The 12,626-nt window shown below is 74.7% G+C and carries 10 protein-coding genes; 4 read left to right on the forward strand and 6 right to left on the reverse strand.

The features are described from left to right. Positions 1-5: 5 nt before the first annotated feature. The 3 genes from ABME01_RS00180 to ABME01_RS00190 are packed head-to-tail and all read right to left on the reverse strand — an operon-like array spanning position 6 to position 2,991. Positions 6-869 (reverse strand): ATP-binding cassette domain-containing protein, encoded by an 864-nt coding sequence (locus ABME01_RS00180; RefSeq protein WP_353826315.1) that lies wholly within the window; start codon positions 867-869, stop codon positions 6-8. Further along, a complete protein-coding gene (locus ABME01_RS00185; RefSeq protein WP_353826316.1) occupies positions 866-1,978 on the reverse strand; it encodes a putative F420-0 ABC transporter permease subunit in 1,113 nt (370 codons plus the stop codon). The genes ABME01_RS00180 and ABME01_RS00185 overlap by 4 nt, the downstream gene beginning before the upstream one ends. Further along, positions 1,978-2,991 (reverse strand): putative F420-0 ABC transporter substrate-binding protein, encoded by a 1,014-nt coding sequence (locus tag ABME01_RS00190; protein WP_353826317.1) that lies wholly within the window; start codon positions 2,989-2,991, stop codon positions 1,978-1,980. The genes ABME01_RS00185 and ABME01_RS00190 overlap by 1 nt, the downstream gene beginning before the upstream one ends. Before the next feature lie 297 nt (positions 2,992-3,288). On the opposite strand from ABME01_RS00190, the gene ABME01_RS00195 reads away from it, so the two are divergent. Further along, positions 3,289-3,759: a hypothetical protein gene (locus tag ABME01_RS00195; RefSeq protein ID WP_353826318.1), complete on the forward strand. Its 471-nt coding sequence runs from the start codon at positions 3,289-3,291 to the stop codon at positions 3,757-3,759. 41 nt (positions 3,760-3,800) lie between these two features. Here the strand turns inward: ABME01_RS00195 and cofD are convergent, their stop codons facing one another. Further along, the gene (gene cofD / locus ABME01_RS00200) at positions 3,801-4,850 is read right to left on the reverse strand and encodes a 2-phospho-L-lactate transferase (protein WP_353826319.1); all 1,050 of its coding nucleotides are present in this window, start codon (positions 4,848-4,850) and stop codon (positions 3,801-3,803) included. Between the two features lie 127 nt (positions 4,851-4,977). On the opposite strand from cofD, the gene ABME01_RS00205 reads away from it, so the two are divergent. After that, on the forward strand, positions 4,978-5,637 hold the full coding sequence (locus tag ABME01_RS00205) for a phosphoribosyltransferase (RefSeq protein WP_353826320.1): 660 nt from the start codon (positions 4,978-4,980) through the stop codon (positions 5,635-5,637). A gap of 69 nt (positions 5,638-5,706) precedes the next feature. Here ABME01_RS00205 and ABME01_RS00210 read toward each other — a convergent pair whose 3' ends face one another. After that, positions 5,707-7,602: a pectate lyase-like domain-containing protein gene (locus tag ABME01_RS00210; protein ID WP_353826321.1), complete on the reverse strand. Its 1,896-nt coding sequence runs from the start codon at positions 7,600-7,602 to the stop codon at positions 5,707-5,709. Positions 7,603-7,757: 155 nt separating this feature from the next. Here ABME01_RS00210 and ABME01_RS00215 point away from each other — a divergent pair, with 155 nt between their 5' ends. Next, positions 7,758-8,639, forward strand: a complete 882-nt coding sequence (locus tag ABME01_RS00215; protein WP_353826322.1) for an LLM class flavin-dependent oxidoreductase — start codon at positions 7,758-7,760, stop codon at positions 8,637-8,639. An 86-nt stretch (positions 8,640-8,725) separates the two neighbouring features. After that, a complete protein-coding gene (locus ABME01_RS00220; RefSeq protein ID WP_353826323.1) occupies positions 8,726-10,786 on the forward strand; it encodes an elongation factor G in 2,061 nt (686 codons plus the stop codon). Positions 10,787-10,985: 199 nt separating this feature from the next. Here the strand turns inward: ABME01_RS00220 and ABME01_RS00225 are convergent, their stop codons facing one another. Beyond that, positions 10,986-12,398 (reverse strand): aminotransferase-like domain-containing protein, encoded by a 1,413-nt coding sequence (locus ABME01_RS00225; RefSeq protein WP_353826324.1) that lies wholly within the window; start codon positions 12,396-12,398, stop codon positions 10,986-10,988. Positions 12,399-12,626: the final 228 nt, after the last annotated feature.

Raw genomic sequence — 12,626 nt, forward strand, 5'->3', positions numbered from 1 at the left:
CAAGGCTACGCCGGGCCCGTCACCGCGTCGACGGGGTGCGCGTCCGCCGATCGGTCGGGCTCCGCCCCGGCATCGGCCGGGGCGAAGGCGATGAGCGGGCGCCCGGTCGACGGATGCCGCAGGACCGTGGCCTCGACGCCCCACACCGCGCGGATCAGCGGCGGGGTGAGCACGTCGGCCGGGTCGCCCGCGGCCGCGACCCGGCCGTCGGCGAGCACCACGACGTGGTCGGCGTAGGCCGCGGCGAGCGAGAGGTCGTGGAGGGCGGCGAGCACGCTGAGCCCGTCGTCCGCGAGGCGGCGGAGCAGCCCGAGCGTCGCGAGCTGCGCGCGGATGTCGAGGTGGTTGGTCGGCTCGTCGAGCAGCAGCAGTTCGGGTTCCTGCGCGAGGGCGCGGGCGAGGTTCACTCGCTGGCGCTCGCCGCCGGAGAGCTCGTCGTAGCGTCGCTCCGCGAACCGGTCGGCGTCGGCGGCGGCCAGGGCGCGGGCGACGACGTCGCGGTCGTGCGCGGATTCCCCGCCCCAGGCGGACTGGTGGGGGATGCGGCCGAGCCCGACGACGTGGTCCACGCGGAGGGCGTCGGGCACCTGGGCGTCCTGCTCGACGAGCGCGATGCGCCGGGCGCGCTCACGCCTGCGGAGGCCGACGAGGTCGTCGCCGCCGAGCGTCAGCGCCGCGACCTCCGCCGGCAGGACGCCCGCGACGAGGTGGAGGAACGTCGACTTGCCGGCGCCGTTCGGCCCGAGGAGGGCGGCCACGGCGCCGCGCGGCACGGTCACGTCGACGCCGTCGACGACCAGCCGGTCGCCGCGAGCGAAGGAGACGCGCGACGCCTCGAGGCCCGCGCCGGGCTTCGTCCGCTCGTTCACGACCTCCTCCTCGTGCGCAGCAGGAGGGCGGCGAACACGGGCCCGCCGACGAGCGCGGTGAGGATCCCGACCGGCAGCTCGCGCGGGTCGAAGAGCGTGCGCGCGCCCGTGTCGACCCAGATGAGGAACACGGCGCCCGCCAGCGCCGACAGCGGCAGCAGCGCGCGGTGGCGGGAGCCGACGACGAGCCGCACCGCGTGCGGCAGGATGAGCCCGACGAACCCGATGGCGCCGCTGACCGCGACCAGCGCGCCCGTCAGCAGGGCCGTCGCGACGAGCAGCAGGGCGCGGGTGCGGGGCACGTGCACGCCGAGCGCGGCGGCCGCCGTGTCGCCGAACGCGAACGCGTCGAGGGTGCGGCCGGTGGCCAGCAGCGGCAGGCCGACCAGGCCGAGTGCGACGCCCGCGAGAGCGGCGGCCGGCCACCCCGCACCGGCGAGCGAGCCGAGCAGCCAGTTCAGGATCTCGCGGTAGCTGTCGGTGGTCGCGCTCCAGAAGATGACGAGGCTCGTCACGGCGCCGAAGACGGCCGAGACCGCGAGTCCGGCGAGCACGGTCGTCGTGGGGCTGAGCCCGCCCGCGGCGCGCGCGAGCGCCAGGGTGGCGCCGAGCGCGGCGAGCGCACCGGCGAACGCCGCGACGGGCAGCGCGAGCGAGAGGCCGAGCACGAGCACCACCACCGCGCCGACCGAGGCCCCCGACGAGAGGCCGAGCAGGTACGGGTCGGCGAGCGGGTTGCGCGTGAGCGCCTGCATCACGACGCCGCAGGTGGCCAGGCCCGCGCCGACCGCGCCGGCGGTGAGCACGCGCGGCATGCGCAGCTCCCACACGATCGCGTCCCGGAGCGGGGCGAGCGTCGGCTCGCCGAGCCCGAGGTGCGCCGCGACCGACGCGAGCACGTCGCCGGGCGCCAGTCCCGCCGGTCCGATCGTCACGGCGAGCACGACGGAGGCCGCGAGCAGCGCCACGAGCACGGCGGCGGCACCGATCGTGGTGGCCGCGCCCGACCGGCGCGGCGCCCGCGACCCGTCGACGGGCCGCGGCGTGCGCGCAGGAGCGGCGGACGGCCGCCCCGCGGCATCCGCTGCCCTGCCCGCCTCGACCGCCATCAGCGGGCCTCGAGCTGCTCCACGATCGAGCCGACCGCGTCGACGTTGCGCACGCCGGCCTCGGTCGACGGGAAGTCGACGATCACGTAGCGACCCTGCTGCACGGCCGGCATCACCGCGGTCGCCGGGTTCGCCTCGAGCTTCTCGATCTTCGACTCGGCCGTGTTCCATGCCGCGTCGACGAGCACGATCACGTCGGGGTCGGCGTCGACCACGGCCTCCCACGACAGCGAGGTCCACGTGTCGTGCACGTCGGCGACGACGTTGGTCAGCCCCGCGGCCGCCATGATCATCTGCGGTGCCCCGATGCCCGCGCCGACGAACGGCTGGTCGTCGCCGGAGGAGTACCAGAGCGCCGTGAGCCCGTCGTCGTTCGGCCGGATCGCGTCGAGCGCGGCGCGCTGCTCGGCGACGAGCTCGTCCGCGGCCTCGGGTACGCCGAAGATGTCGCCGGCCTCCTCGAAGTCGGCGAAGACGCCGTCGAAGGTGAGCGGGTCGGGCATGTAGCCCTCCTCCTTGCAGGCGGCGGGGGCGACGTACGTGTGCACGCCGAGCTGCTCGAGGGTGCTCCGCTCGCCGGCGCCCTCCGCCGAGAGGTTGGACTCCCAGCCGGCGAAGACCAGGTCGGGCTCGGCCTCGAGCACCACCTCCTGCGAGGGCACCTTGTCGGAGAGGAGGTCGATGTCCGCGGCGTCGGCGGCGTAGCGGTCGGGGACCGGCCCGTCGGTGAAGGCGGCGCCCGCCACGCGGTCGCCGAGCCCGAGGGCGAGCAGGAGCTCGAGCGTCGACGACTTCACCGTGACGACGCGCTCCGGCGCTTCGTCGAAGGTGACCTCGGTGCCGCAGTTGTCGATCGTGACCGGGAACCCGGATGCCGCGGTGTCGGGGTCGGACCCGGTGTCGACGTCGGCCGACGCGCCGGCGGCGCAGCCGGACAGCAGGGCGACGGATGCCGCAGCGGCGACGAGCGCGGCCGGACGCATGGGACGGGTCGAGCGGGGGAAGACGGGCATGGGGCCTCCGGGACGTGTGCGCGTGCGTGGTCCGACGTGCGTCGGCGACTCGCGGCCCAATCCCGGGCCGGCCCGACCGGTCAATCCGAACCGGCGGTCGTCCGCCAGTCTACGCACGCCGCGAGGGGGAGTGCACGCGGCTGGGGACGACCGGCGGAAGCGCTGCGTCAGGGACGTAAGCGGTGCGTAAGGGAACGGTAAGCGCACCGTCACGGCTGCCCCATCGCCGCCGGGACCCTCCCGGCATTGACTGCTGGAGGGCCGTCGGAACCGGCGGCCGAACGGAAGGGGAACCCCATGCACACCACCCGGATCCGCCCGCTGCTCGGCGCGGCCGCCACCTTCGCCCTCGCGGCCGGCGCCGTGCTCGTCGGCGCTCCGGCCGCGAACGCGGCGGGCGTCAGCGGCCCGGCGTTCTGGGTCGACGGCCAGCAGTACCGCACCGTCGGCACCACGACCGACTTCTCGACGACCGGGGCGCCCGCGTCGTCGTTCCAGCCGCTCTACGCCTTCCCCGATGGGACGCAGGCGAACGTCACCGACTCGGCGCCCGGCGACCCCGGCTACCGCGGCGGACGCTGGGCCGTCACCGAGGTGCTGCTGCCGAACGGCTACCAGGCCGCGCTCGACTCCGGCGACCTCGACCACGACGGCGTGCTCGACTCCGACGAGGAGCTCTGGGCGGCGGCCGCCGAGGGCGACCTCGTCGTGGGGGAGGTCCTGCGCTACTTCGAATGCCCGGTGATCCCGCTGCCGCGCAACGGCTGATCGCAGGCGGTCGCGAGCGCGCGGCCGGGCGGCCCGACGGGTCAGTCCCGGTCGCGCGCTCGCGTGTCGGCGGCGAGGTCGAGCGCGGCGCCCGCGAGGGTGGCGGAGGTGTCGAGGTCGCGCATCCAGAGCGGGGCGGATGCCGCGGCGAACCCGTCGGCCGCGAGGCCCGCGACCGAGGCCGCGTCGTCGTCGTCGACGAGCCAGCCGTCGAGGACCCCGCCTTCCGATCGCGCGCCGTAGTGCCGCGCGACGGCCGCGGCATCCGTCTCGACGCCGATCGCCGACAGGCAGGCGTCGGCCATGCCGCGCACGACCCGTCCTCCGATGATCGGCGAGACCCCGACGACGGGGGCGGGAGTGCCCGCGAGCGCCTCGCGCACGCCGGGGACGGCGAGGATCGTGCCGATCGAGACGACGGGGTTCGACGGCGCGATGAGCACGACGTCGGCGTCGGTGAGCGCGGCCTCGACGCCGGGCGCCGGGCGTGCGTCGGCGAGGTTCCGCTGCACGAAGCCGAGCGCGGGGACGGCGGCCCGATACCTCGTCCACCACTCCTGGAAGTGCAGATCGTCGCGCCCGGCGGCATCCGGGTGCGCCGGGTCGATGCGCACGTGCGTGTCGACCTCGGCATCGGTCGCCGGAACCAGCCGCACGCCGAGGCGCCACCGTCGCTGCAGCCGCACGGCGACCTCGGACGGCGTGAACCCCTCGCGCAGCCACGAGGTCCGCGCGAGGTGGGTGCCGAGGTCGAGGTCGCCGAGGGTGAACCACGGCCAGCCCACGCCCCATTCGCGCAGCTCGGCGGCGACCCGCTCCGTCTCGCCCGCACGGCCCCACCCGCGTTCGGCGTCGTTGACGCCGGCGAGGGCGTAGAGGAGGGAGTCGAAGTCGGGCATGAGCCGCACGCCCGACAGCCACAGGTCGTCGCCCGTGTTCACGACCACGGTGAGCTCGGCCGTCGTCGCGGACGTGCCGTCGGATGCGGCCGCCGCGCCCGCGGCGGCGGGCCATCGCCGGGCCGCCTCCTCGCGCACGCCGCGCACGAACCGCGCGCCACCGACCCCGCCCGCGAGCACCGTGATCTTCACCGTTCCACGCTAGCGGGACGAATGGAACCGCACCGGACGGTGTCGTGGGTCCTCCGACACCGTCCCGACGGGTGTCGCGGGACCATCGGCCTCGCGACGACCGCCGTCGCCGCCGGACGCTGGAGGCGTGTTCCGCGACCGCACCGACGCGGCGACCGAGCTGCTCGGCCGCCTCGAGGCGATGCGCGACGCGGACGTCGTCGTCCTCGGACTGCCGCGGGGCGGCGTGCCGGTCGCCGCGGTGGTCGCCGAGGGGCTCCGTGCGCCGCTCGACGTGATCGTCGTGCGCAAGCTCGGGCTGCCCTCGCAGTCCGAGGTCGCCATGGGTGCGATCGGCGAGGGCGGCGTCGAGGTCGTCGACGACGACCTCGTCCGCCGGACCGGGGTCTCGGACGACCGGTTCGCCGAGGTCGAGCGACGCGAGCACGAGACGCTCGACCGGCGGGTCGCGCAGTTGCGCCGGGGCGGGGCGCCCGAGCCGCTCGCCGGACGCACGGCACTCGTCGTCGACGACGGGCTCGCGACCGGCGCCACCGCCGAGGCCGCCTGCCGCGTGGCCCGCGCCCGCGGCGCCGCGCGCGTCGTGCTCGCCGTGCCCGTCGCGCCGAGGGACGCCGCCTCCCGCGTGCCGTCGGCGGACGAGGTGATCGCGGTCGACGTGCCCGACTGGTTCATGGCCGTCGGACAGGCCTACGCCGACTTCCGGCAGACGACCGACGACGAGGTGCTGGCGCTCCTCGACGCGGCGCGTCGGCGCGTCGGCGGTGCGGGGTCGGGGGCCGGCTGACGTGCCCGCACGAGGGAGCGCCCGGTGCCGCGGCACCGGGCGCTCCCGGGATCGAGCGACGCCCGGGGGTCAGGGCGCCGGGTACTCCACGATGAACCGCGGCAGGCCGATGACGGTCGTGTCGGCGGTTCCGCCGATGCCGTCGACCACGTGGTCGATCGTGCCCGCCGAGAGGTTCACGGTCATGATGTGGAACAGGCGGATGCCGTCCCCCTCGGGAGCCGTGAAGCCGTTCGCGGTGTGGATGGTCGGGTTGTTCTGGTTGAACACGTAGACGCCGGCGCCGTACAGGTCGTGCGTCGCCACGTCGTCCGCGACCACGTAGCCCGGGTACCCGAGCGTGCCGTCCGGTTGCGTCCAGTCGGCCTGCGTGGGCGGGTCGTACGGCAGCTCGTTCTGGTAGAGCACGACCGTGCCGCCGTCACCGTTCCAGGTGGTGTTGAACTGCTGGAAGTGCTCGACGAACAGTCCGGTCGCGGTGACGTCGTCGCCGTTCACGACGATGCCGTTGCGCCCGATGTTCGTGTTCCAGCGGTCGGTGTCGCCGTTCACGCCCTCGGTGAAGCCCTCGATGCCGTGGTCGGCCCGCCACACCCAGGCGTGGTCGATCAGCACGTGGTCGGCGTTGATCTCGATCGCGGTGTCGACCTTGCCGATGTGGGGCCCGCCGACGCGCACGTACACGTCGTTCAGCGTGATCGGGTCGGACGCGGCGCCACGGGCCGAGCCGCTCGAGCCGCTCTGGGCCTTGCCGACGCGCAGCAGCGCGGGCGAGAGCTCCTCGCCGGCGTCGAACGTGACGCCCGCCACGACGATCCCGGGTGCGTCCGCGACCTCCATCGCGACGGCGCCGCCGGTCGCGGTGAGCGTGGCGTGGCCCATGCCGAGCACCACGGTGCCGGGGCGCTTGACCTTGATCGTGCGGTCGATGTCGTAGACCCCGGGCGTGAGCAGCAGGTGCTTGCCGCTCGCGAGCGCCGAGTTGATGTCCTTGACGGAGTCGTCCGGCCGCGCGATGAAGAAGTCGGCGAGCGACACGGTCGTGCCGGGCGTCATCTCCTCACCCCAGCTGATGCCGCGGGTGTCGGTCGCGGCCGATGGGACGCGCACGTTGAAGGCGCCCGACTCGTCGACGAACAGGTACGGCTTCTCGCGGCTCACGGGCGTGGTGTCGAGCGTCGTGTAGGGCGGGTCCGGGAAGGTCGAGTCGTCGGGTGCGCCGACCGCGCCCGCGAACACCTGGTTCCACACGGCGTTGCTCCAGCCGGCGGAGATGTCGCTGTTGCGCACGAGCCACTGCTGCTGCGAGCCGTTGATCGTGAACGGCAGGCGCGAGTCGGCGATGTAGCCGCCGCTGGCGTACTGCGGACCGGCCGTGCAGTAGTCCATGAGCGAGAGGTTCGCGCCGGACATGTCGAGGCGGCGCATCGAGACCGCCTGCGAGACCGCCCAGAAGTTCGCGCTGGCACGGCAGCCGTCCTGGCCGGCCCCGTTGACGTGCACCGAGAGGTTCGAGAGCGTGCGCCAGAAGTTCACGAGCGCGATGCAGTTGTCCTCGGTGAGGCAGCGGTTGTAGACCTCGATCGCGCCCTCGACGGTGACGTCGGTGGGCGAGGCGCCGAGGCCGGCGACCTCGGTGTAGTACCCGACCTCGAACTGCAGGGGATGCTCGGCGTCGCCGTAGGTGCCCGGCATGAAGTAGACCGCGCGGCGCACCTCGCTCATCTCGGCGTCGCGCTGCTGGTCGGCGAGCGCGTCGAGCTGGGCGTCGATGTCGGCGAGCGGCATCGACGGGTCGAAGATCGTGACGTTCGGCCCGAAGTCCGGGTTCGTCGGGTCCACCGCGGGCGGCGGCGCCGCCTGGGCGGGGCCGGCGGCCAGTGCGCCGGCGACGAGCGTCGTCCCGACGATCGCCGCGATCAGGCTGCGCCGGGGGTGACGGGTGGGTGGGGCGTTGGTGCTCATCCGGGTCCTCTCCTTCGAGGCGTTGGTGGAGCTGTCGTGCCCGGCTCCGCTGCCGGTTACTGACGAGACGGTAACCATCGTCTGCGCGAACCGCAATGCCCTTGCGACGGATGGCAGAGAGCGCTCTCATGCCGCGCCGGGCGTAGCGTGGCCGTATGCCCGACTACGGCCGCCCGATCGAGTTCGGTTCCTTCATCACGCCCTCGGCGCTCGATCCGGCGCGCACCGTCGATCTCGCGCTCGCGAGCGAACGCGCCGGCCTCGAGTTCGTGACCTTCCAGGACCACCCGTACCAGCCGCGGTTCCTCGACACGTGGACCCTGATGACCTGGGTGGGCGCGCGCACGAGCCGGATCCGCATCTCGGCGAACGTGCACAACCTGCTCCTGCGCCCGCCGGCCGTGCTCGCCCGCGCGGCGGCGTCGCTCGACCTGCTCACGGGCGGCCGCGCGGTCCTCGCGCTCGGCGCCGGAGGGTTCGCGCCGGCCGCCGTCGCGATGGGCGCCCCGAATCGCAGGCCCTCCGAGCAGGCCGGCGCACTCGCCGAGGCGATCGTCGTCATCCGCGAGCTGCAGGACGCGGATGCCACGGGCGGCGTCTTCCTGCACCACGAGTACTACCCCATCCGCGGCGCCAAGCGGGGACCGGCTCCCGTGCAGCGGCCCATGCCGATCTGGCTCGGCGTCGTCAGGCCGAAGGGGCTCCGGCTCGTCGGGCGGGTCGCCGACGGCTGGCTCCCCTCGCTCGGTCGGCTCGAGCACGGGGCGGACTCCCTCGATGCCGGGCACGCGGTGATCGACGAGGCGGCGCGCCTGGCCGGTCGCGACCCGGGCAGCATCCGGCGCCTGCTCAACATCGGGCCGCGGGACGCGGAGCCCGAGCGGCTGGCCGACCTCGCGACCCGACACGGCGTCGACACGTTCATCGTCGCCGGCGACGACGAGCAGGTGCTCGCGGAGCTCGCCGCGAGGATCGCCCCCGAGACGCGCGCGATCGTCGCCGAGCGTCGGTCGGCGGCGGGGATTCCGGCCGACTGACACGATCCGGGGCGCTCCGCCTCTGGACCTCGCGGCCCGTCCGCGCGACGATGGACGCACGGAACCGCACCGCCGCGGGAGGCCCCATGAACTCGGCATCGCCCCAGACCCACCGGACGTTCGCGCTCGTCGGCGCATCCGGCTCGGGAAAGACCACCCTCGCGGAGGCGATGCTGCATCGCTCCGGCGCGATCCCCCGGGCCGGATCGGTCGAGCAGGGCAACACCGTCTGCGACCACGAGCCCGAGGAGATCGCGCGGCACACGAGCCTCGGGCTCTCGCTCGCCCACCTCGACTGGACCGGGCCGGACGGCACGCCGTACACGGTCACGCTCGCCGACACCCCGGGCCATCCGGACTTCGTCGGCTCGAGCGATGCGGCGCTCGCGGTCGCGGATGTCGCGCTCATCGTCGTGAGCGCGGTGGACGGCGTGGTCGGCGGCACGATCTCGGCGTGGGACGCCGCGGGCGCGGCCGGCCTGCCGCGCGTGGTGGTCGTGACGCAGGAGGACAAGGCCCGCGCCGACTTCCGCGCGGTGCTCGCCGACCTGCGGGCGGCGTTCGGCGACGGCCTCTGGGCCCTCGAGCTGCCGATCGGCGAGGAGGCCTCGTTCACCGCCGTCGCCGACGTGCTGAGCGAGGAGGCCCACGTCTACGACGCGGACGGGCGGCATCACGACGAGCCGCTGCCGCCGGAGGCGGAGGCCGAGGAGCATGCGATGCATGTCGAGGTGACGGAGGACATCGTCTCCCACGACGACGCGCAGCTGGAGGCGTACCTCGAGGGCGAGGAGCCCTCGCCCGAGGAGCTCGAACGCACCTTCCGGCGCGAGGTCGCCGACGGCGAGGCGGTCCCGGTCCTCGTCTGCTCCGGGCTCACCGAGACCGGGGTCGATCGCGTGCTCGACCTGGTGTGCGAGCTGACCCCGTGCTCGACCGAGCGCGACGGCCGGATCAGGGTCGGCGAGGGCACGGGCGGCAGCGAGCTGCAGGTCGCCCCGAAGGAGGACGGCGACACCCTCGTCCACGTGTTCCGCACCGTCGCGGACCCGTTCGTCGGGCAGGTGTCGATGCTCAAGGTGCTCTCGGGCACGCTCCGCACCGGGGACAAGCTGCGCAATGCCACGACCGGCACCGACGAGCGCATCCACGGGCTGTTCCGGCTCCGGGGCAGCGAGCACCTCACGGCCGGCACGCTCGCCGCCGGCGAGGTCGGCGCGGTCGCGAAGCTCACGGGGTCGCCCTCGGGCTCGCTCCTCTGGTCGCGCTCGAGCGGCACCGCCCGGCCCGCGCCCACGCCGTCACGGCCACCCGTGTACGCGGTCTCGCTGGAACCGGCGTCGCAGTCCGATGACGAGAAGCTCCCCGCCGCGCTCGCACGGCTCACGTCGGAGGATCCGACGCTCGTGATCGACCGGGCGGGCGAGCTGACCGTGCTCCGCGGGCTCGGCGACACCCACATCGCGGTCGCCGTCGAACGGCTCGCGCGGGTGTTCGGCGTGCACGTCGAGACCGGTCCGGCGCCGGTCGCGTACCGCGAGACGATCGCGGGCTCCGCGTCGGTCGAGGGCAAGCTGAAGAAGCAGTCCGGCGGCCACGGCCAGTTCGCGGTCGTGCAGCTCACGGTCTCGCCGCTGCCGTCCGGCGAGGAGTTCGAGTTCGTCGACTCGGTCACCGGCGGCGCGGTGCCCCGGCAGTACATCAGCGCCGTCGAGAAGGGCGCACGGGACGCGCTGGCCACGGGCGGCCCCCAGGGCCACCCGGTGGTCGACGTGCGGGTCGAGCTCACCGACGGCAAGTCGCACTCGGTCGACTCCTCCGACATGGCGTTCCGCACCGCGGCGTCGATCGGCGTGAAGGCCGCGCTCGCCGAGGCCGGAACCGTGCTGCTCGAGCCCGTGTCGAGCGTCACCGTCACGGTGCCGAACGACCTGCAGGGCGCCGTGCTCACCGACCTCTCCGGACGACGCGGCCGGGTCAGCGCCACCGAGGCCGCGAGCGACGGGCGCGCCCGCGTCGTCGCCCAGGTGCCCGAGGCCGAGCTCGCCCGCTACGTCCTCGACCTGCGGTCGATCACCGCGGGCCAGGCCGAACTCACCATCACCCCGGACCACTACGCGAAGGCGCCGAGCACCGCGCGCGCCTGAACTCCCGCGCGCCGCACCGTTGCCGCGAGCTCCGCCGCATCCCGCCACCGTTCCCGGCATGCCGTCCCTCGGCCGGTCGCGGTACCGGAGTACCGAAGTACCGGGATGTCGCGGGAGCGATGGCATCGCCGGCGAGCCGGCGGTCGAGGGTCCGGGGTCGACGCCCGTCCGGCGGTGCGCGTCCGGAGGGTCCGTGCGGTCAGTACCCGCCGGCCGCGAGGTGCTGCCCGGCGACCGCGAGCGCATCGGCCACCGCTGCGGCGTCCTCGCGCACGGCGCCGACGGTCACCCGCACGAACTCGTTCCCCTGCCCGTTCCCGCGTCCTCGTGGCGACCCGGCGACGGGCGTCCCGTTGGCAGCCGCGGCCAGGAACGGCGTGCCGCCCGCGACCCGGATGCCGGCGGCCGCGAGCTGCACGAGCGTCGAGCGCTCGGAGACGACGGGCATCCACAGGTTGATGCCGTCCGCGTGCATCACCGGCATGCCGCGCGCGCGAAGCGCCTCGCCGAGCGCGCGCTGCCGCGTGTAGTAGGCACGGCGCGCCTCGGCGACCGCGTCGATGGCCGCGCCGTCCGTCAGCAGGTCGAGCAGGATCGTCTGCAGCATCCGGCTGGTCCACCCGGGGCCGAGCATGCGCCGCGCCATGATGCGGCCGACGAGGTCGCGCGGGCCGCCGACGGCGGCGATGCGCAGGTCGGGCCCGTGCGACTTCGAGAAGCTCCGCACGTGCACGACGCGGTCGGGCAGGTGCGTCCCGAGCGTCACGTCGCCCTCCGTCGAGATGAGGCCGGAATGGTCGTCCTCGATCACGACGAGCTCGAGCCCGTGCTCCGCGATGCCGCTCCGGAGCACCTCGGCGAGCGCGGCGGCCCGGGCCGGCGTCATCGACGCGCCGGTGGGGTTCTGGGCGCGCGGCTGCAGCAGCACGGCGGTCGGCCTGCGCCGCAGCGCCGCGGCCAGCCCGTCGGGCACGAGGCCGTGCTCGTCGATCGCGACCGGCACCGCCTCGGCGCCGAGCAGGTCGAGCAGGTCGAGGAAGGGCGGGAAGCCCGGGTGCTCGACCACGACGCGGTCGCCGAAGCGGACGACCTGGTCGAGGGTGCGCGAGATGGCGTCGAGGGCCCCGTCGACGACGACGATCGACTCCGCCTCGCTCGGCCACGAGCCGCGGAGGACCGCGGCGAGCGCCGGGAGCACGGGTTCGGCCTGGTAGCTCCCGACGTCGGCACGGGCGGACACGCGCGAGAGCGCGGGCCCGAGCGGCGGCAGCAGCAGCGGGTCGGGCGTGCCGCGCGAGAGGTCGAGCCGGACCGGGTCGTCGGGCGGGGCCATCCCGCGCATGCGCACGGCCGGTCCGCCCGCGCCGTCCCGCCGCACGAAGCTGCCCGCCCGGCCGCGCGACTCGATCAGGCCGGCCTTCGCCAGGGCCTGCCAGGCCTGGCTCACCGTCGCCGGGCTCACCCCCAGCGAGGACGCGAGCTCGCGCACCGTCGGCAGGCGCACGCCCGCCTCGAGCTCGCCGCCGTTGACGAGCCGCGCGAGGTCGGCCGCGATGCCGCGGGGGGTCGTGTCGGCGAAGGGCGCGAGCGAGGTCAGCTCGGAGACATCCACCCGAATACCTGATCGCACCATTGCCTCCTCACGCAGCAAGGGACAGGATGTTTAACCACCGCGTCACAGACCGAAACAAAAGGGAAATGTTCAAGCCGAAGAATAACAGAACGGGTCGCACGCCCCGTTCGACCACCGCTGCGGGGTCCCCGCCCACGGCGGCCTTCGGCACCACTGCTCGGCGTCACCGCACGCACGGCAGGCACTAGAGCTCCACGCCTGCACCGC

Origin of the sequence: Agromyces litoreus (genome assembly GCF_040496015.1) — a bacterium.
In the GTDB taxonomy this organism is placed as follows: Bacteria; Actinomycetota; Actinomycetes; order Actinomycetales; family Microbacteriaceae; genus Agromyces; species Agromyces litoreus.

Bases quoted from the DNA above. Each gene is read 5' to 3' on its own strand.
- ABME01_RS00185 (WP_353826316.1), bottom strand. From the start codon at position 1,978: ATGGCGGTCGAGGCGGGCAGGGCAGCGGATGCCGCGGGGCGGCCGTCC.
- ABME01_RS00190 (WP_353826317.1), bottom strand. From the start codon at position 2,991: ATGCCCGTCTTCCCCCGCTCGACCCGTCCCATGCGTCCGGCCGCGCTC.
- ABME01_RS00195 (WP_353826318.1), top strand. From the start codon at position 3,289: ATGCACACCACCCGGATCCGCCCGCTGCTCGGCGCGGCCGCCACCTTC.
- ABME01_RS00210 (WP_353826321.1), bottom strand. From the start codon at position 7,602: ATGAGCACCAACGCCCCACCCACCCGTCACCCCCGGCGCAGCCTGATC.
- ABME01_RS00215 (WP_353826322.1), top strand. From the start codon at position 7,758: ATGCCCGACTACGGCCGCCCGATCGAGTTCGGTTCCTTCATCACGCCC.
- ABME01_RS00220 (WP_353826323.1), top strand. From the start codon at position 8,726: ATGAACTCGGCATCGCCCCAGACCCACCGGACGTTCGCGCTCGTCGGC.